We start from the raw sequence: 20,188 nt of genomic DNA, 5'->3' as shown, positions 1-20,188 counted from the left end.
GCGAGGGAGCCAGCAAACTCTGAACCATCCGCTGCCAAGGCGTTGGGGGGTGCAGAGCGCCAAGGTTTAGAGGTGAGGGGTGGTGCATAACATGGGGGCCGTGCCAAAGGAATGGAGGGTGCCTGGGTCTGGGGATATCAGGGGGGGCAGGTTCGGATGGCACCATTATCCAAAACGTGGCGCAGAAATGTGCCACGTTGGCTAGGTGGTGCAGCACAATTCTGTGGTTGCATTTTCTGGGCTGCGGTGGGCAGCCCGTTCCCACCCATGAATCCATTTGTTCGTTTCTTGTCCACCTTAGGCCATCTGTGGCGTCGTTTGGGATGGTGGGCCTCTATGGTGCGCCCCGGTTTTTTGGTGATTACGGCGGTGGCGTGTTTGTTGGGCCTTGCTTGTGCCGCACAGGCGGGTGTGGCGTTGTCGGCGGGCAAGGCTGTAGTGACATTGGTGTTGGCCTTGGTGGCCCATGCGGCAGCCAATGTACTCAATGACCATGAAGATGCACGTAACGGTGCCGATGCCGCAAACACACAGGGGTTGTTTCCTTTTACCGGCGGCTCGCGTCTGATTCAGACGGGTGTGGTGCAAATGCAAGATATGCAGCGTTTGGCGTGGGTGCTGCTGGTGGTGTTGGTGTTGGGAGGACTGTGGTTGGCCTGGAACAGTGGGCCAGGGCTGCTCTGGGTGGGGCTGGCCGGGGTGGGGTTGGGCTGGGCCTATTCAGCGCCCCCACTGGTGTTGATGTCGCGTGGCTTGGGGGAGGGGGCCGTGGCACTGGCTTGGGCCTTGATGGTAGTGGGAGCCGATTATGTGCAGCGGGGCCATTTTGCAGCAGTGCCCATGCTGGTGGCGTTAGCTTACGGACTGATGATTGCCAATATTTTGGTGGGTAATGCCTTTCCGGACGCGGCTGCCGATGCACTGGTGGGCAAGCGCACTTTGGCTGTGCGTTTGGGTTGGCGTGGGGCGGCCCGCTTGTACCTTGGACTGGCCTTGTTGGCACATGGTTGGGTGTGGGTGCTGGTGTGGTGGCGTGTATTGCCCCCAGGAGCCGCTTGGGCCTTGCTGGCGGCACCGCTGGCGCTGGCAGCCGCCGCGCTGCTGTGGCGTCATGGCGCCCAACCCCAGCGTTTGCGGCCTGCCTTGGTGCTGGGCATTGCTGCTGCGGTAGTGCATGGTCTGGCATTGACGGTGGGTTTGTGGTGGGCAGCACCTTGAAGGGCGCCACCGGCCGACAATGGCAGCCTGTATACAACACCCCCCATTTCCCAGAAAGAGCGCAATCCATGTCTATCCAATGGTTTCCTGGCCACATGCATCTGACCCGCAAGGCCATCGCCGAACGCATCAAGGACATCGATGTCGTGATTGAGGTGCTAGATGCGCGTCTGCCCGGCTCCAGCGCCAATCCATTGTTGGCCGAACTGACTGGGCACAAGCCCACGCTCAAGGTGCTGAACAAGCAGGATGTGGCCGATCCAGCGCGCACGGCGCTGTGGGTAGATTGGTACAACGCCCAGAGCGATACCGCTGCCGTGCCCCTCGATGCAGCCGATCCTGCACCGGCGCGCAAGCTGATTGATGCCTGCCATCGGTTGGCACCCCACAGGGGTGGTATGGCCAAGCCGATGCGTGTACTGATTTGTGGCGTACCCAATGTGGGCAAATCCACCCTCATCAATACCCTGAGCAACAAGCGCCAAGCCAAAACGGGCGATGAGGCCGGTATCACCAAGCTGGAGCAGCGCATCACACTGGCAGATGATTTCTATCTCTGGGATACCCCAGGGATGTTGTGGCCGCGCATCAGCGTGGTCGAGAGTGGCTACAACCTCGCAGCCAGTGGGGCTGTGGGGCGCAATGCCTATGACGAAGAGTTGGTGGCACTGGAATTGTTGCGGCGGTTGCAAGTGTCCTATGCACCTTTGCTGGAGGCGCGCTATCGGCTGGGGCAGCTTGCTGACAGGTTAGCCACCATGCGTGATGACGAACTGCTGGAGGCCATTGGTCGTAAACGTGGCGCGATGATGGGGGGGGGACGGATCAACCTACAAAAAGCCGCCGAGATCGTGTTGACCGATTTTCGTACTGCTATTTTGGGCTGTATTACGTTAGAGACGCCACAGGAGTTTGAGGCTTGGCGCGCAGCTGCGGCCTTGCAAGATGCGGAACGCGCGGTAAAAAAGCAGGCCCGTGAAGCCCGAAAAAAAGGTCGCAAGGGGGTGTCTAGCCCTGTCGTGGAGTCCTGACAACGGTCAGATGGGCTGTGGCTGCGTTATCTTCAGGCCCATGTCTGTTGTTGCTTCACCTTCCAATCGTTCTGCTGGCGCTGTGCCGGTACCCAAGTCCCATACCGATTATTTCGGCACCCCCGATGCGGGTTGGCGTCAACGCCTGCATACGGTGGTGTTTCGCTCTGATACGCCTGCGGGGTTATGGTTTGACAAGGTACTGATTGTCTTGATCGTTGCCAGCGTGCTGGTGGTGATGATGGAGAGCATGGAGGCGTTGCCTGCTTGGTTGCACCAAACGCTGGCGGTGGCAGAGCTGGTATTTACGGGCATTTTTACGCTCGAATATTTGGCCCGGCTGCTGTGTGTGCGCCGTCCTTGGCGCTATGCACGCAGTTTTTTTGGCATCATTGATCTGCTCTCTATCCTCCCCACCTATTTGGCGTTGTTGGTGCCTGGCCTGCATGTGCTGATTGATGTGCGCGTGCTGCGGTTGATACGGGTCTTTCGTATCTTCAAGCTCACCGCCTTCGTCATGGAATACCAAACGCTGGGCGGTGCTTTGGCCGCGAGCTGGCGCAAAATCATGGTGTTTTTATCGGTGGTGCTGATGATTGTGCTGGTGATGGGCACCTTGATGTATGTGATTGAAGGGCCGGCCCACGGCTTTACCAATATCCCCACCGCTGTGTATTGGGCCATCACCACCATGACGACGGTGGGTTTTGGTGACATCACGCCCAAGACCGATCTGGGGCGATTGATTGCCTCGTTGATGATGTTGTTGGGCTGGGGCACATTGGCGGTGCCCACGGGCATCGTCACTGCCGAGATGAGCTGGCAGCGGCGCGTTCATGAGGTACCTGCCTTACAGACCCCCTGCCCTGGCTGCGGCAGTCGTGACCACAGCCTGCATGCACGCTATTGTCAGCATTGTGGCAGTCTGTTGGACATGCCAGCGCCAGAGTCTGTGCAGAGCGCGACAATGGCACCCCATGAAAACCATTCTTCCTCTGCAACTGCTGGTGGCTCCCGCGCTGGATGACCCCCGTCCTCTGATTCTCTACCACGGCCGTCGTTGTCCGGATGGGTTTGGCGCAGCCTTGGCGGCTTGGTTGTATTACGGCGGCCAAGCCGAGCTGGTGGGCCTAGACCACGGCGATGTGCAAACCTTGGCCGATTTGCCCCCGGTGTCGGGGCGTGCGGTGTATATCTTGGACTTTTCTTTCAGTGCCGATATTTTGCGCGGTATTGAGGAGCAGGCCGCCAAGTTGGTCATGCTCGACCACCATAAGAGTGCAGCCGAAAAACTCACTGGCTTTGCCTGCCGCTGTGGTGTCATTCACTTTGACATGCACAAGTCGGGTGCTCGCTTGGCCTGGGAGTTTTTTCATCCTGATCGGCCGATTCCTGATTTGCTGCGCTACATCGAAGACCGCGACATCTGGAAATGGGAGTTCCCAGAAAGCGCAGCCTTTTTGTCTGCCTTGGATATGGAGCCGCAAGACCTGGCCCGCTGGCAGGAGATTGCCAGTTTCGACGCCGAGCAGCGTGCCGCTTTTGTGGCCCGTGGTACGGCGATGGACGAAAAATACCGCAAACTGTGTGCCGATCTGGCTGAAAACGCCCAGCCCTTGGTGTTTAACGGCATTGCCGGGTTGATGGTCAATGCCCCTGGCATGTTTCACAGTTTGGTGGGCGATATTTTGGCGCGCAAGTCTGGCACCTTTGCGCTGATGTGGAGTGCGGGAGAAAAAGGGGTGAAGGTGGGACTGCGCTCACGCAGCGAGTTCGACTGCATTGCGTTGGCCGAGAGCATGGGTGGCGGCGGGCATGCCCAAGCTTGTGGTTTTCGGATGGGTGTTGAGCGTTTGTCGGAGCTGCTCAGCGGCACTTTTAATGCCTACCCTGTAGCTTAAAACGCAGATCAACCGCCCCACCAGCGCCGCCAGGAGGGACAAAATTATAGTCTTTTGACTCTCGCCCTGTCGTGACAGCGTGCTGCCTTTTTTTTGAGCAAAGTGTAGAGACTCAATAAAGATGCGGGTTTGCGGCCTATCGATGGAGGGTTCCCCACAGAGTTATCCACAGTTTTTGGGTACAACCGCGCTGGCCTTTAAAAGTCTTATATGAATCTCATATAGGAATCAGATATACTCTGCTTCCTATATGAATTCCACTTTGCGCATTCCGCTCAACGCTTCACCCGAACAGGTGCAGCGCCTACAAGCTTTGCAGCAAGGCTTTGCGCAGGTGTGCAATGCGCTGGCACCGCTGGTGCAGCAGACCAGAATCTGGAACCGGGTGGCCCTGCACCACTTGGCCTATCGGCAATTGCGTGAGCGTTTTCCCGAGATGGGCTCCCAGATGGTATGCAATGCCATTTATTCGGTCTCGCGCAGTTGTCGGTTGGTATTCCAGCATCCCGGCAGCCCGTTCCATCTGACCCGCTTGGGCGACAAGCCCTTGCCACTCTTGCGCTTTGCCGATTCCTGCCCGGTGTACTTTGACCGCCACACCCTGAGCCTCAAAGGCGGGCAATTGTCCATGTTCACCTTGGATGGCCGGATGCGTTTCCAGTTGGCGCTGCGCCCCGAAGACGATGCCGCATTCCATGCCAGCAAATTGCGCGAGATTGTGCTGGCGCGTCGGCCTGATGGTGTGTATGAGCTTTCTTTTGTGCTGGTCGATCCTGATGAGCCTGTGGCCTCCAGTGCAGCCCCGGCTGCGGTGGATGCAGAAATTCCCGAGTATGTGATGGTTGAAGAAGCGGTATGAACCCCAACAAACCCCCGTCTGAATTGCGCACGGCCTTGGCCGATTTGCGTCCTTATTTTGTCCGTGCTGGCTGGTTTAGCCTGCTGTCAAGCCTGTTGGTGCTGGCCCCATCGGGCTACATGCTCGAAGTTTATGACCGGGTGGTCAACAGCCGCAGCCACATGACGCTGTGGATGCTGACCCTGTTGATATTGGGCGTGTATGTAGTGATGGAAATGCTGGAATGGGCGCGTGCCGAAATGTTGCGTGCCGCCAGCGTAGAGCTAGACCAGCGCCTGTCTGGCCGCATCTTTCGTGCGGTGTTTGAAGCCAATCTCAAGCGGATTCCGGGTGGCAACCAGCAGCCCTTCAACGACTTTAAGCAGGTGCGCGAGTTTCTTTACTCTCCTGCACTGTTGGCGATGATGGAGGCGCCGGTATCCATCGTCTTTCTGGTGTTGCTGTTCCTGATCAGTCCGGTGTTGGGTTGGTCGTCGGTGGCCTTCTCGGTGGTGCTCACCCTGGTGGGGTGGATGAACGAGCGCAGCACCAAACCCCCGCTGATGGCCGCCAACCGCAGTGCAATGGCTGCGCAGCAATATGCTGATGGCTCTTTGCGCAATGCACAGGTCATCGAGTCTATGGGGATGTTGCGTGACATCCACGCCCGCTGGATGAACAAGCAGCGCGAATTTCTGAACTTGCAAGCCAAAGCATCGGAAAGTGCTGGGGGTTACCAAGCGGTCTCCAAGTTGTTGCAAAACGTCTTGAGTTCTTTACTGCTGGGGCTGGCCTGCTGGCTGCTGCTGCACAACAGCCTCAACGGTGGCGATGCCATGTTGATCATTGCCTCGGTGCTGGGGGGACGGGTGCTGGCGCCGCTGGTGCAGGTGGTTACCCAGTGGCAAAGCGTGGTGAATGTGCGGGCCTCTTGGGATCGGTTGGAACAGTTGCTGGAGGCTATTCCGCCCCGCCCCGACAACATGGCCTTGCCTGCACCGTGTGGCCTGTTGCAGGTAGAGCAGCTCATGGCCGGTGCCCCTGGCACCGGCAACAACAGTATCTTGAAAGGCGTGGCCTTTGCCTTGGCTCCCGGCGAGGTATTGGCGGTGGTGGGGCCTTCTGCCTCGGGCAAGACCACCTTGGCACGTCTATTGGTGGGGTTGTGGCCTGCTGCAATGGGCAAAGTCCGCTTGGATGGCGTGGATGTCTTTGCTTGGGACAAGGCCGAACTTGGCCCCCATGTGGGCTACCTCCCCCAGGGCATCGAATTGTTTGATGGCTCTTTGGCCGAAAACATTGCCCGTTTTGGCGAAGTGGACAGGGCCAAAGTAGAAGCTGCAGCACGTGCGGTCGGTTTGCATGACTTCATCATGGCGCTGCCACAGGGCTACGACAGCCCCGTAGGGCGCGAAGGGGCCATGCTGTCGGGCGGCCAGCGCCAGCGCGTGGGGTTGGCGCGTGCGATTTATGGTGATCCGGTGTTTGTGGTGCTGGATGAGCCCAACTCCAGTTTGGATGAGGAGGGCGATGCCGCCTTGGCGCGTGCCATTGCTGGTCTCAAGGCGCGCGGCACCACTTTTGTGGTGATGACGCACCGCACCAGCGTGCTGGCAGTGGCCGACAAAATGATGGTGCTGCGTGACGGCCAGATGCAAGCCTTTGGCCCGCGCGACGAAGTGCTGGCCGCTCTACAAAAGGCCGCCCAGCAACAAGCCCAGCCCCCACAACGTCCGGCTACTGCGGTGGTCACAGCGGCTTGAGTGATGGCAACAGAAACGATTTTATGAGCAAGCCTTCTTTTTTCCAGCGCAGCGAACTCACACAGGTGTTGTGGAGTTTTCGCCGTGAGTTCATCACTGTGGGTATTTTCAGCATGGTGGCCAATGTGCTCATGCTCTCGCCCACGCTGTATATGTTGCAGGTCTACGACCGGGTGATGATGAGCCGCAGTGAGCTGACCCTGCTGGCCATGTCGTTGATCACACTGTTCTTATTTGGTGTCATGGCCTTTGCCGAGTGGATGCGCTCGCGGGTGCTGGTGCGCGCTGGGGTGCAGCTCGATTCTGCCTTGGGCACCCGCGTGTTCAATGCCAGCTTTGAGTCGTATCTGGGCCAGTCCAGCAGTGGCCCAGCCCGGGCTTTCAATGATCTGATCCAGATTCGGCAGTTCATTACTGGCAATGGTATTTTTGCCTTCTTTGACGCACCCTGGGCACCGATCTACATTGCCGTGTTGTTCTTCCTGCACCCATTGTTGGGTTGGTTGGCGATTGGTTTTGCCTTGGTGCAGTTGGCTCTGGCTTGGTTTGGCCACCGCCGTATGGTGGAACCCTCCGAGGTGGCTTCCAAGGCCACGTCAGAGACCAGTGCTTATTTGCAAAGCAAGTTGCGCAATGCCGAGGTGCTGGAGTCTATGGGCATGGTGCACAACCTGCGTCCCCATTGGGCCGAGCGCCACCAAACGGCATTGGCGTTGCAGTCCCATGCCCAGTCGCTAACGCACCGTATCACGGCTTGGAGCAAGTTCATTCGGTATTCGCAGCAATCGTTGTCGTTGGGCGCAGGGGCTTTGTTGGTCATTGATGGTCAAATTTCTCCGGGGGCCATGATTGCCGCCAATGTGCTGATGACCCGTGCGTTGTCCCCCATCGACATGATGGTGGGCACTTGGCGTGCTTTTATTGGGGCGCGTTCGGCTTTTGAGCGGCTCGAGACCTTGCTGCGTGACTATCCTGAGCGTGACCCTGCACTGTCGCGGGTGGCACCCAAGGGGGCGTTGACTTTGCGCAATGTGGTCGCCAGTGCCCCCGGTCGCAAGACCCCTATCCTCCAAGGCGTGAGCACTGCGGTAGAAGCAGGCACCGTCACAGTGGTGTTGGGGCCGTCTGGTTCGGGCAAATCCACACTGGCGCGCACTATGGTGGGTATTTGGCCTGATGTATCGGGCGAGGTGTTGCTCGATGGTCTGCCCTTGGCGGGCTGGGATCGCACCGAACTGGGCCCCCATTTGGGCTATCTGCCGCAGGATATTGAATTGTTTGAAGGCACCATCGCCGAGAACATTGCCCGTTTTGGCGAAGTGGACTCAGAGAAGGTGATTGCCGCGGCACGCAGTGCGGGATTGCACGACATGATTTTGCGCTTTCCCAAAGGCTATGACACCCCGATTGGCGAAGCGGGGGGCTTGCTCTCGGGCGGGCAGCGCCAACGTATCGGTTTGGCCCGTGCCATTTACGGCGATCCCGTGCTGGTAGTGCTTGATGAGCCCAATGCCAACCTCGACGATGTGGGTGAAGCCGCACTGGTGCGCGCGGTGCAGGGCTTGAAGGCCGCAGGGCGCACAGTGTTTCTGATCACCCACCGCCCTGGCATTTTGGCTGTGGCAGACCGGCTGTTGATTTTGCGCGATGGTCAGGTGCAAGCTGATGGCCCCCGCGATCAGGTATTGGCTGCCTTGCGCGCAGCGGCGGCACCTGTCCAGCCTGGCACGGCCATGGCTGTGCAGCCTGTCTGAACGCCATTTCTGGCGCCCTCTTTTTTTGTAATCCAAACACGGTCGAGTTTTGACATGGGTAAAGCAACTTTGAGTTCTTCCAGCAGTGCCGCACAGGCACCGGTGGCAGTGGGTGGTCTGGCGGGCGCTACCGCCCCGACACCGGGTGATGCCCGGCGTATTGGGCGCATGGGCTTGTGGGCCTTGGGTGTTGGTTTTGGTGGTTTCTTGCTCTGGGCGGGTTTGGCTCCCTTGGATGAGGGGGTGCCCGGTCAAGGCATGGTCGCCATTGACACCAAGCGCAAGGCGGTGCAGCACCTGAGTGGTGGCATCGTCAAGGAGGTGTTGGTGCGTGAAGGCGATATCGTCAAAGACGGCCAGTTGTTGATTCGTTTGGACGAGGCCGTGGCCCGTGCCAACTACGAGTCGGTACGCCAACGTTATTTGGGTTTGCGGGCCATGCAGGGGCGTTTGCAGGCTGAGCAGGCCGGCCAGCCCAGCATTCGCTATCACCCAGATTTGCAGCAGGCCAGCAGCGATCCACTGATTCGCCAGCAGATGCTCAACCAAGAACAGCTTTTTATGACCCGGCGCAGTCTGTTGCGTTCTGATTTGCAATCGATTGAAGAAAGCATTCAGGGGCAACATGGTTTGTTGCAGGGCTACGAGAGCATTTTGATCAATCGCAAGAGTCAGCAGGCCTTGCTCAATGAAGAGCTGGGCCAGATTCGGGGGTTGGTCAAGGAAGGCTATGCGCCACGCAATCGTCAACTGGAGCTTGAGCGCATGGTGGCCGAGTCCGGCTCCTCCATTGCCGATCTCCAAGGCAATACCGTACGGGCGCAGCGCACTATTGGTGAATTGCGTCAGCGCGCGTTGTCACGCCAGCAGGATTTTCGCCGTGAGGTGGAAACCCAGCTGGCAGATGTGAGCCGTGATGTGTTGGCCGAAGAGCAGAAGTTCAAAGCCGTGACCGATGATCTCGGACGCACGGAGATCAAGGCACCCGTCTCTGGTCAGGTAGTCAGTCTGGCGGTGCAAACCGTCGGGGGGGTGGTACAGCCCGGCCAGAAACTGATGGATATCGTGCCAGAGAAGGAGCCCTTGCTGCTCGAAGCCCATGTGGCGCCACACCTGATTGACCGTGTGAAGGCTGGGCTGCCAGTGGATGTGCGTTTCTCTTCGTTTGCCCATTCGCCACAGTTGGTGGTGGATGGTCAGGTGGTGTCGGTCTCGGGCGATTTGCTCACCGAGCCGCAAACCAACATGAGCTACTACTTGGCGCGGGTGCAAGTCACGCCCGAAGGCATGAAGGCGCTTGGAGCGCGCCAGTTGCAGCCGGGTATGCCAGTAGAAGTGGTGTTCAAAACAGGTGAACGCACCATGTTGACCTATTTGCTGCACCCATTGACCAAGCGCATCTCTGCGGCCATGAAAGAGGAGTGAGCCATGCCCTATTGTGTTGAACCACGCCAGGCTACAACATCCCTGCAAATTCCTCGCCTGCTGGCCTTGAGCACCGTGGTCGCTGGGGTGGTGGCGGCTTTTCCCCAAGCGGGTTGGGCCATGGATTTGCGCCAAGCCTATGAAGCAGCGCAGGCCAATGATGCCCAAGTGCGTGCTGCCCGTGCCGGTGCCGATGCCACCCGTGAGCGCCTGCCCCAAGCCAAAGCACAACTGCGGCCCAATGTGGCCGTGAATATGGGGCGCAATTACAACGACTTGACCACCACTGGGCGCGGTTTGCTGGGTAGCCCAGTCACCACCCAGACCCACTACTATTCCAGCAACCAGTCGTTGTCGGTGCGCCAGCCCATTTACCGGCCTTATCAGCAAGCGCAGGTGCGGCAAGCCCAAGCCCAGGTGGAAGATGCCGACGCCACATTAGAGCGTGATGAGCAGAATCTGGTCGTGCGTGTGGGCGAGTCCTATTTTGATGCGCTGCTGGCTGAAGACCAGCTGGCGCTGATTTTGGCGCAGAAGACCACCTACAGTACGCAATTGGATGCAGCCCGCAAAGGCTTTGCTGCTGGCACAGGCACCCGCACCGACATTGACGAAGCGCAGGCCCGCCTAGACATGACGGTGGCGCAAGAGCTGGAGGCACGGCAGAACATGGAGTTCACGCGCCACCGCCTGGAGGTGCTGACCGGCCAGTCGATGGATGTGCTGGCGCGGTTGGATGTGCAACGTTTTCAGGCCAGCGCCCCTGTGCCCGGTGCAGTAGAGGCCTGGATGGAGCGTGCCGAGGCACACAGCCCCGAGTTGCGCTCCTTGCGCGCCCAGTTGGAGGCTGCACGCCTAGAGGTGGACAAAGCCCGTGCTGGCCATTTGCCTACGCTGGACGCGGTGGCCCAATGGTCTCGTACCAACAGCGATAACGTCACCAGCGTCAACACCCGCTACGACAACAAGACCATTGGTTTGCAACTGTCGATTCCGTTGTATGCGGGTGGGCAGATCAGCTCCACGGTGCGCCAGTCTTTGGCCGCCCAAGAGCGGGCGCAGGAGATGCTAGAGGCCACTCGGCGTGACTTGGGTGTGCGCGTTCACCGTGAGTTCCGTGGTGTGACGGAGGGGGTGCTGCGCATCCAGGCGCTGGAGCAGGCTGTGCGTTCGGCAGAGCAGGCCGTCCAGTCCAACCGCCGCTCCTTTGAGGCAGGTGTGCGCACTACGATTGATGTGCTCAATGCCGAACAGCAAAAAACACTGGCCTTGCGCGATTTGGCACAGGCCCGTTATTTGTACCTGGTCTCCCAATTGCGCCTGCAATCTTTGGCGGGTGCCGACCGTGTGTCCACTGTGGAGCTGGCCAACGGCTGGTTGCAGGCAGCGGCCCCCCACCCAACGCCAGCCAGCGACTAAGGTGCAGCGCGTTGGCGCAGAGCTTGTTGGACAGCCTGCCCCAGTTCAATCACTGCCATTGCGTAATAGCTAGACCAGTTGTAGCGCGTGATGGCATAAAAATTGTCGGTGCCTGCCACATAGGTGGCAGGCTGCTGACCGTTTTTGAGTTCAATGAGTGCTAGCAATCCCCCGTGGGCTTGGCCTGTGGCGCCCAGTTGCACGCCATGCTCGTCCATGTCACGGGCACTGAAGGTGGGGCGTATGTCGGGGGCCAGTAGTGTCTCTAGGTCTACACCCGCAGGGTTAAATTCGATGGGGTAATGGGTGGGCATGCCTGGGTGCCAGCCATGTGCCACAAAGTAGTTGGCCACCGAGTGAATTGCATCGGGCACGTTGTCAAACAGGTCGATATGGCCATCGCCATTGCCATCTACAGCATAGCGTACCCAGCTCGATGGCATGAACTGCCCCAAGCCCATCGCCCCAGCATAGCTGCCCCGTGGTACCAGTGGATTGATGCCCGTTTGCTGGGCTAAGGTCAGCAACTGCTCGAGTTCCCCTTGGAAATAGGCTTGCCGTGCCTGTGCGCGTGGGTGGGCGCTTGGAAAGTCAAAAGCCAGCGTTGCCAAGGCATCGATGACGCGGAAGTTGCCCATCTGCTGACCATATAGGGTTTCTACACCAATGATGCCCACAATGATCTCGGCAGGGACGCCATACAGATGCTCGGCTTGGGCCAGCGTGGCGCGGTATTTTTTCCAAAAACGCACCCCAGCCCGAATGCGGACGGGTTCGACAAAGCGGCTGCGATAGAGCTGCCAGTTCTTGGCTCCAGCAGCGCCTGAGGGCAGCATTAAGGGTGGAACTTGGGGTAAAAATCGGGCTTGACCGATCACGTCGCGTACCCAATCCACATCCCATTGATGGCGTGCGGCCATGTCCTGTGCCAACAGCATTGCATCTGCCCGACCCGCATAGGCATGGTGGCTTGGTGCGGCATGGCCAGAGCGGGGTAACTTTTCTGCTATAGCGGTGGCAGGCAATGTGCTGGCGGCCAGCAGAAAAATCAGGTGGGAGACAAGAGAGCGCATTGGCAGACTACTTTCAGCAAAAGGTTCAAGAACTGCGGGGGGCAGGCCAAGGCAGGCTGTGCCAGCGCCGCTGTAACTGCCGCAGTTGCCCAGACGCCGCAGGAGATGGCGCATAGCGCAATTGTTCCAACTCCAGCAGCCAAGCGCACAGGGCATGGGCACTGTCACCAAATTGCGCCTGTACTTGCGTGGCGATGGTGCGTGGTGGGGTGCTATCGGGCAGTACCAGTCCGGCCTGGGCCAGCCGTTGGCGGGTACGCGCCAAGAGGCGCAGCCAAGGGTCATGCTGGCGGCGCTCCCAGAGTGTCCAGGCGGCCCCGAGCAGTGCAGCCACCCCCAGCAGACCACCCAATACACGGGCCAGGTCTTGCCAGCTGGGCGCAGTAAAGCCTAGCGCCTTGAGCAGATCCAGTTGGCGGCTTTGTGTGTAGTTCAGCACCCATTGGTTCCAGTGGTTGTTCATGGCCTCCCAGACCGCACGCAGTTGCTGCACCATGCCGGGGCTGATGACTGTGCCCATCGCCTCGCCGAACACGCCTCTGGGGGCTGTCAGGCGCTGGAACTGGCCTATCCGCCCTGGAGCCACGGCGCCTGTAGGGTCAACACGAACCCAGCCACGCTGCTCCATCCATACTTCTGCCCAAGCATGTGCGTCACTCTGGCGTACAGTCCAATAACCATCAACATTGTTGGACTCGCCGCCTTGGTAGCCGGTCACAATGCGCGCTGGCACACCGGCGGCACGCAGCAAAATCACAAAAGATGACGCAATGTGTTCACAAAAACCGACTTTGCGGTCAAACCAAAACTCATCAGCACTGTGTTGACCATAGAGGCCTGGCTCTAGTGTGTATTCGTAGCCACCTGTGCGCAAACGATGCAGTACGGCATCGACCAAAGCCTGTGTGCCGCCTTGGGCAATGGCTGGGTCGGCTTGCAGTGTCTGCGCCAATGCCACGGTGCGTGGGTTAGAACTGGCTGGTAACAGGGCCAAGTCACGCAAAGCATCTGTCATGCGCGTTGGGCCATGCTGAAAATCGGGATAGCTTTCGGCGCTATAACGCACGACATCCGTGATGGGGCGTGTGGACAGCCATTGAAGGTCTGGGGTCATGAACGGGTTGGCCCCGTTGAGTGCTGGTTTTTCGGTGGCTGCTTCCAGCACCATCAGCCAGGGCCGCTGGTGCGGCTCCAATGTCACGGTATACCGTATCGGTTCCCCCTGCACACGCATTTGCGTCAGCAGGCTCCATTGCCCTAGCCACGGGTCTTGACGCAATGTGGGGGCACGCCACTGCCAACCATCAAATTCCGACAGTACCGGGCCACGAAAATACAACTGCGAGGCGGGTGGTGCAACATGACCAGGGGTGTCAAAGCGAATACGCATCACCACACTGTCGTCCAGTGCCAGTTTGGCTACATGGCCTATCTCCATGGTTCCCGACAAGCCGCTGCGCCCACTCAGGGCATCGCTGGGCATCCCCCACAACGGTGCCATACGCGGAAAGAAAACAAACAGCGCCAACATAATCGGCGCTCCCAACACCGCCATCATGCCTGCGGTACGCAAAGGCAGCAGCAGGGGGGGGCGGCCTACAGGCATGTGGGCATTGACCAATGCGGTCAGTAGCCCCATCAAGGCCACTAGCATGGCCACGGCAGTGAGCAGCGACTGCGAGAAAAAGAAATTGCTGAGCATGGTGAAAAAGCCCAGAAAAAACACCACCAGTGCATCGCGTCGGGCACGCAGTTCCAGTGTTTTGAGCGTCAGCAGCAGCACAATCAAGGTAACACCCGCATCCCGCCCCAGAATGGTGCGATAGGTGATCAGCGTGGCCCCCACAGCGATCACCACTACCCCTAATAACAGCCAGCGGTTGGGCAGTGCCTGTCCGCGCCAAGACAGAATGCCACGCCAGAACAGAAAGGATGCGGCCAAGGCACTGGCCCACCAAGGCAGGCGTCCCACCTGTGGTGCAATCACCCAAGCAATCACGCCCAGCATGAACAAGGTGTCGCGGGTGTCGCGTGGCAATGTAGCCAGCGTTTGGCGCAGATGGCCAGAAGAGGCTGGTGGTGGTGCAGAAGTCACAGACATGGGCGTTGCAGCAAAAAGGGGCGGCCTGCTATCAGCACAGAGCCAGTGCTTGCAGGCAGCGTTGGCGCTGGGCAGCACCACTGCTCGGGGGAATTTCTAAGCCTGGCAGGCGCAGGCCGTAGTCCAGTCCCAGTCGGTCTGCTTGGAGTACCCAGGCCGTCAGGCGAGATAGGCGGGCCTCGGTATCCGCCAGGCCTGTGCGCTCTGGGGTCAACCACAGCTCATGCCGCTGCATCTGTAGGCTGTCACGGCTGACCAGGGCATCACTGCCGCTGGCCAAAGCCTGCGCCGCTTTTTTCCATACGACCAATTGCAAGGCATCACCACGGCGGTAGGCGCGCACGCCTTCAAAATCTCCCATACCTTGGCTATGGGTACTGCCTGTGCCACTGGCATGGGGTTCGCCCGGAGGCAAAGGCGGCGCTGGAATTTCGGGGGCTGGGTACACCAGTACCTGCGTTGCTGGGCGCCAAAGCGTCCAGACCCGGAACGTGCCCAGTGGAAAGCGAGTCTCTGCCGTCAGCATGGGTATTGGGTGTAGCCCTCGGTGGCTGGGTGCGAAGGCAATCTGTACCTTGGCCGATCCTTGTGCGGGCACATCCGTCCACGCCCATTGGCTACTACCATGCACTGCCACGGCAATGCCAAAGCGAGGTGTATGTCGCTCGCTGCTCAGCTGCACATCTAGCACGGCACTTTGGCCCAAAAAATGGGCTTCTGGGGCTTGTAGATGCAAGGTCAATCCACGCAAAGTGCCATGACAGACATGCATGCCCACCACGGCGCTGCCAGCCAGCAGAAAAGTGAGCAGATAGCCCAGATTGAGCTGGTAGTTAATGGATGCCACCAGCAGCACCAACAGTGTCAAGGCCAGCATCCATCCTGGCCCGGTGGGCAGGATGTAGACGTTGCGCTGGGTCAGCGTCAAGGTGTCGGACAGTGGTAGCCGTGCCTGCCACCAGCGCGCCAGTCGGCGCCGTGCAGCGGCCAGTGGGTCGATGGCAGCCCACCGTGCCTGCCAACCCCGAGCAGTGGCTGGGCTGGCAGCGGTGGCTTGGGCAATAGAACGCATGGTCAGGGCAGCGGTACGCTATCGACCATAGCCCGCACCTGCTCTATGGCACCCCGCCCAGCATTGCCCACAGGCACCAAGCGGTGGGCAATGGTTTGGGCGATGATGGCCTGCACATCGTCGGGTGCCACATAGTCGCGCCCGCTGATGAGTGCCTGTGCCTTGGCAGCTCGCACCAAGGCAATGCCTGCGCGTGGCGACAGCCCTTGCACAAACCAATGACCAGAGCGGGTGGCGGCAATCAGGTCTTGCACATAATCGAGCAGCGGATCGGCGGCATGAATAGCCAGTACCTGCTGTTGCAATGCAGCCAAGTCTGCCGCTGAAAGCACTGGACTGGCAGTGGCTGCCATCGCGCGTCGGTCGCTGCCTGCCAGCAGCAGCCGCTCAGACCGTCGGTCGGGGTAGCCCAGTGAAATTCGCATCAGAAAACGGTCTAATTGCGACTCGGGCAAGGCATAGGTACCCAACTGATCTTGTGGGTTTTGCGTGGCAATGACAAAAAAGGGCTGTGGCAATGGGCGTGTTTCTCCCTCTGCCGACACCTGTTTTTCTTCCATGGCTTCTAGCAGTGCGCTTTGTGTTTTGGGGCTGGCACGGTTGATCTCGTCGGCCAGCAACACCTGTGTAAACACGGGGCCAGGATGAAAGACAAACGCTTCCTGCCCACGCTCATAGACCGAGACACCGATGAGATCGCTGGGCATCAGGTCGGCTGTAAATTGCACACGGGCAAACTGCAGTCCAAAAGTATGTGCCAATGCGTGAGATAAAGTGGTCTTGCCCACACCGGGCACGTCCTCAATCAGCAGGTGCCCGCCCGCGAGCAAACAGGCCACACAGTCTTGCACGCGTGCTGCCTTGCCCACAATCACCGTGTTAAGCTGATCCAAAAGCGATTTGATTTTTTGCTGTGCATGCATAGCGCAACGTTATCCGAAAAAAACGACCGACGGAGACACACCTATGGGAAAGACAGGTTATTACACCCACCGCGATTGCTGGAAACATGAAATGGGCCCAGGCCACCCCGAGTGCCCTGAGCGTTTGGACGCTATTGAAGACCGTTTACTGGTGACGGGTGTCAGTGATGCGTTGGAGCGTTGCGAAGCGCCCGAGGCGGCACTGGCCGATATCGAGTTGGCCCACGGGCGCCTGCACATTGCTGCAATGCGTGGCTTGACCGATTGGCTGCGCGAAGAAGTGGCCGCTGGTGGCCCTACCCACACTCAGGTAGACCCTGATACCTCCATCAACGTCCATACTTGGCAGGCGGCGCTGCGTTCGGCAGGGGCGGCACTGGCGGCCACCGATGCGGTGATGGCTGGCGAATTGGAAAACGCTTTTTGCGCGGTGCGTCCACCCGGACACCACGCCTGTCGTGACAAGGCGATGGGTTTTTGTTTTTTCAACAATGTGGCTATTGCTGCCAAGTACGCTCTGCAACGCTACAACCTGCAACGTGTGGCCGTGATCGACTTTGACGTTCACCACGGCAATGGGACTGAAGACATCTTGGCGGGCGATGAGCGCGCACTGATGGTGAGCTTCTTTCAGCATCCATTCTTTCCTTACAGCGGCGACCAAAACCCCGCCGCCAACATGCTCAATGTCCCGGTGTCGGCCTACACCAAAGGGATGGACATCCGCGAGATGATCGAGATGACTTGGATTCCACGTTTGGAGGAGTTCAAGCCCGAAATGATCTTTATCAGCGCGGGCTTTGATGCCCACCGCGAAGACGACATGGGCCAGTTGGGTTTGGTCGAGCAAGACTACACTTGGATCACTTTGCGTATCAAAGATATTGCCCGCCGCTTTTCCCAAGGGCGCATTGTGTCCTGTCTGGAGGGTGGCTATGTGCCCAGCGCCTTGGCGCGCAGCGTTGAGGCGCATTTGCGCGTGTTGGCTGACCTGTAACGCCCATGAGCACCCTTACCTCCCTTTCCACGACCGTGTTGCAGGTGGAGCACGATGCCCGTGGCGTTGTCACCCTGACACTGAACGACCCCACCCGCTTCAACGCCTTGGGTGCCGAGATGCTGGTGGCTTTGCAGCAGGCGCTCGACGCTATCGCCCGCGATGACAGTGTTCGGGTAGTGGTGCTGGCCGCTACTGGCAAGGCATTCTGTGCTGGGCACAACCTGAAAGACATGGCTGCCCACCCCGAGTTGGCTTGGTACCAAGCACTGTTTGCCCAGTGCAGCAAAGTGATGTTGTCCATTCAGCGGTTGCCCGTGCCCGTCATTGCCAAAGTACAGGGCATGGCAACTGCTGCGGGCTGCCAGTTGGTTGCGCAGTGCGATTTGGCTGTAGCGGTGCAACAGGCCACTTTTGCGACCAGTGGCATCCATTACGGTTTGTTTTGTGCCACGCCCAGTGTGCCTTTGGTGCGCAATGTACCTATCAAGCAGGCAATGGAAATGCTGCTCACCGGTGATTTTATGGATGCCCGTACGGCGCTGGAGCGGGGGCTGCTCAACCGGGTGGTTGCTGTGGAGGCACTGGACGCCGAGGTGGAAAAACTGGTCTCTTCCATTTTGGAGAAGCCCCGTGCTGCCATTGCTATGGGCAAGGCATTGGTGTACCAACAGCGCGAGCTGGGCACGGATGCCGCCTACCAATTGGCAGGCCAGACCATGGCAGTCAACATGATGGACGCAGCGGCTCAAGAGGGTGCCCGTGCCTTTGTTGAGAAACGCACCCCCGCGTGGAAGCCTCCCAGCCAACACGAAGCAAGGACCCCGCGCTAGCAATGGCCAAGACACCTCCCCCACCAGTGATGTTTGACGATGTAGGACGTTGGTTCCAAGCCTTCTTGCAACCCACCGTGCTGATCGAATTGGGTTCGCTGGCGCTGTGTGTGCTGCTGGCTTGGTTGCTGGTGTCGGGGCTGCGCCGGGCTTTGGGCCGCAGTGACACGCAATCCATCTTGTTTGGTCACAAGATCTTGGATGGTGCGCTGTTTCCTGCCGTCCTCTTGGGACTGGGCTATCTGGCCCAAGCCCTGCTGACTCAATGGATTACGCTGGCTGTCTTCAAGGTTGCCATTCCAGTCTTAATGGCATTGATGGTGATTCGCATCGGTGTCAAAGTGTTGCAAGTGGCCTTTCCGCGGGCCACTTGGTTGCACCCCATCGAGCGTACTATTTCTTGGCTGGCTTGGGGCTGCATGGTGTTGTGGGTCACAGGGCTGCTGCCGTTGGTGTTGCAGGATCTAGACGACATCCGCTGGAAGGTGGGCAGTTCTACCTTGTCAGTGCGTACCATTTTGGAGGGCATCCTGACCTCGGGTGCGGTGCTGATCCTGACGCTGTGGGTATCTTCCACTATCGAGGCCCGTTTACTGCATTCGGCCAGTGGCAGTGATTTGTCAGTGCGCAAAGCCCTTAGCAACGTGGCCCGGGCCGTGTTCGTGTTTCTTGGGCTGATCTTCGCCTTATCCACCGTGGGCATTGATTTATCGGCTTTGTCTGTCTTGGGTGGTGCTGTGGGCGTGGGTATTGGCTTCGGTTTGCAAAAACTGGCGGCCAACTATGTCAGTGGTTTTGTCATCTTGGCCGAACGCAGTGTGCGCATTGGTGACAATGTCCGTATCGACAATTTTGAGGGCCGCGTCACCGATATCACCACCCGTTACACCGTCATCCGTTCTGGTGCTGGCCGTGAATCCATCGTGCCCAATGAGATGCTGATTACACAGCGGGTAGAGAATTTTTCGCTTGCCGATCCGCGTGTTTGGCATTCCACAGTGGTCAGTGTGGGCTATGACAGTGATGTCGATTTGGTGATGCGTTTGTTGCAAGAAGCGGCATTGGTCAGTGATCGCGTATTGCGCGATCCAGCCCCAAGTGTGGCTTTGTCGGCCTTTGGCGCCGATGGTTTGGAGTTCACCGTAGGATTCTGGATTGCTGATCCAGAAAATGGCCTGTTGGGCTTGCGCTCGCAAATCAACCTTGCCATTTTGCGCGCCTTGCAGACCCATGCCATCGATATTCCTTATCCGCGCCGAGTGGTGGAATTGGTAGGACAAAATCCACCCCCATCGGTGGGGCCAATCGCCTCTTGAGACAGCAGTATCTCCTCTGTGCTTTACGCCGCAAGCCAGCCATTAAGCCAGGCCACTGCATGTGCACACTATGCACAGTCTGCCCAAGCAGCGCAGTAGGACATAGAATGTCTCAGTTTACGTAACGTCAATTCAATCGACAACTCTCTTAGGAGCCGCAGCAATGAAGGTATTGGTCCCAGTCAAGCGCGTGGTGGACTACAACGTGAAAGTGCGTGTCAAATCCGATGGCACCGGCGTGGACATCGCCAACGTCAAAATGAGCATGAACCCCTTTGACGAAATTGCCGTCGAAGAAGCCGTGCGTCTGAAAGAAAAAGGCTTGGCCACTGAGGTGATCGCCGTCTCCTGCGGCACCGCCCAGTGCCAGGAAACCCTGCGCACGGCTATGGCGATTGGCGCCGACCGCGCCATCTTGGTCGAAACCGAGGCCGAACTGCAACCGCTGGCCGTGGCCAAGCTGCTCAAGGCGCTGGTGGACAAAGAACAACCCGGCCTCATCATTTTGGGCAAGCAAGCCATCG

At 58.8% G+C, this 20,188-nt stretch carries 17 protein-coding genes; 13 read left to right on the top strand and 4 right to left on the bottom strand.

The window, feature by feature from the left end:
* Positions 1-267: 267 nt before the first annotated feature.
* The 9 genes from ACYVB2_RS14385 to ACYVB2_RS14345 all read left to right on the top strand — a co-directional run bounded on the left by ACYVB2_RS14385 (position 268) and on the right by ACYVB2_RS14345 (position 11,349).
* Entirely contained in the window at positions 268-1,218 is a 951-nt protein-coding gene (locus ACYVB2_RS14385; protein WP_382434424.1) for a prenyltransferase, read from the top strand.
* A gap of 68 nt (positions 1,219-1,286) precedes the next feature.
* The gene (gene ylqF, locus ACYVB2_RS14380; protein WP_382434422.1) at positions 1,287-2,249 is read left to right on the top strand and encodes a ribosome biogenesis GTPase YlqF; all 963 of its coding nucleotides are present in this window, start codon (positions 1,287-1,289) and stop codon (positions 2,247-2,249) included.
* 40 nt (positions 2,250-2,289) lie between these two features.
* A complete protein-coding gene (locus ACYVB2_RS14375; protein WP_382434420.1) occupies positions 2,290-3,276 on the top strand; it encodes an ion transporter in 987 nt (328 codons plus the stop codon).
* Positions 3,227-4,150, top strand: coding sequence for a DHH family phosphoesterase (locus ACYVB2_RS14370; protein ID WP_382434418.1), 924 nt, complete (start codon positions 3,227-3,229; stop codon positions 4,148-4,150). Before ACYVB2_RS14375 ends, ACYVB2_RS14370 begins: the two co-directional genes overlap by 50 nt.
* Positions 4,151-4,400: 250 nt before the next feature.
* Positions 4,401-5,009, top strand: coding sequence for a hypothetical protein (locus ACYVB2_RS14365; protein WP_382434416.1), 609 nt, complete (start codon positions 4,401-4,403; stop codon positions 5,007-5,009).
* Positions 5,006-6,751, top strand: coding sequence for a type I secretion system permease/ATPase (locus tag ACYVB2_RS14360; protein WP_382434414.1), 1,746 nt, complete (start codon positions 5,006-5,008; stop codon positions 6,749-6,751). Before ACYVB2_RS14365 ends, ACYVB2_RS14360 begins: the two co-directional genes overlap by 4 nt.
* A gap of 23 nt (positions 6,752-6,774) precedes the next feature.
* Positions 6,775-8,505, top strand: coding sequence for a type I secretion system permease/ATPase (locus ACYVB2_RS14355; protein ID WP_382434412.1), 1,731 nt, complete (start codon positions 6,775-6,777; stop codon positions 8,503-8,505).
* Positions 8,506-8,559: 54 nt separating this feature from the next.
* Entirely contained in the window at positions 8,560-9,930 is a 1,371-nt protein-coding gene (locus ACYVB2_RS14350) for an HlyD family type I secretion periplasmic adaptor subunit (protein WP_382434410.1), read from the top strand.
* 3 nt (positions 9,931-9,933) lie between these two features.
* Positions 9,934-11,349, top strand: a complete 1,416-nt coding sequence (locus tag ACYVB2_RS14345; RefSeq protein ID WP_382434407.1) for a TolC family outer membrane protein — start codon at positions 9,934-9,936, stop codon at positions 11,347-11,349.
* On the opposite strand, the gene mltB is transcribed toward ACYVB2_RS14345, so the two are convergent.
* Genes mltB through ACYVB2_RS14325 form a run of 4 tightly spaced genes read right to left on the bottom strand, consistent with a single transcriptional unit; the run spans position 11,346 to position 16,518 of the window.
* On the bottom strand, positions 11,346-12,422 hold the full coding sequence (mltB, locus tag ACYVB2_RS14340; protein WP_382434405.1) for a lytic murein transglycosylase B: 1,077 nt from the start codon (positions 12,420-12,422) through the stop codon (positions 11,346-11,348). The genes ACYVB2_RS14345 and mltB overlap by 4 nt on opposite strands.
* A 25-nt stretch (positions 12,423-12,447) precedes the next feature.
* Entirely contained in the window at positions 12,448-14,523 is a 2,076-nt protein-coding gene (locus ACYVB2_RS14335) for a transglutaminase TgpA family protein (protein ID WP_382434403.1), read from the bottom strand.
* Between the two features lie 31 nt (positions 14,524-14,554).
* Positions 14,555-15,595 carry a DUF58 domain-containing protein gene (locus tag ACYVB2_RS14330; protein WP_382434401.1) on the bottom strand — a complete coding sequence of 347 codons (1,041 nt, stop codon included), beginning with the start codon at positions 15,593-15,595 and terminating at the stop codon, positions 14,555-14,557.
* A 2-nt stretch (positions 15,596-15,597) separates the two neighbouring features.
* Positions 15,598-16,518: an AAA family ATPase gene (locus ACYVB2_RS14325; RefSeq protein WP_382434399.1), complete on the bottom strand. Its 921-nt coding sequence runs from the start codon at positions 16,516-16,518 to the stop codon at positions 15,598-15,600.
* Positions 16,519-16,561: 43 nt separating this feature from the next.
* Between ACYVB2_RS14325 and ACYVB2_RS14320 the strand changes: the two genes are divergently transcribed.
* The 4 genes from ACYVB2_RS14320 to ACYVB2_RS14305 all read left to right on the top strand — a co-directional run.
* Entirely contained in the window at positions 16,562-17,515 is a 954-nt protein-coding gene (locus ACYVB2_RS14320; RefSeq protein ID WP_382434397.1) for a histone deacetylase family protein, read from the top strand.
* 5 nt (positions 17,516-17,520) lie between these two features.
* Positions 17,521-18,348 (top strand): enoyl-CoA hydratase, encoded by an 828-nt coding sequence (locus ACYVB2_RS14315; RefSeq protein ID WP_382434395.1) that lies wholly within the window; start codon positions 17,521-17,523, stop codon positions 18,346-18,348.
* Positions 18,349-18,350: 2 nt separating this feature from the next.
* The gene (locus ACYVB2_RS14310; RefSeq protein ID WP_382434393.1) at positions 18,351-19,664 is read left to right on the top strand and encodes a mechanosensitive ion channel family protein; all 1,314 of its coding nucleotides are present in this window, start codon (positions 18,351-18,353) and stop codon (positions 19,662-19,664) included.
* A 163-nt stretch (positions 19,665-19,827) separates the two neighbouring features.
* Positions 19,828-20,188 (top strand): electron transfer flavoprotein subunit beta/FixA family protein (locus ACYVB2_RS14305; protein WP_460537081.1); only part of this gene is annotated, 361 nt, incomplete at its 3' end.

This window comes from Giesbergeria giesbergeri (assembly GCF_054779375.1).
Note: the sequence above shows the minus strand (reverse complement) of the source record. Positions and strands in the feature narration are given on the sequence as shown.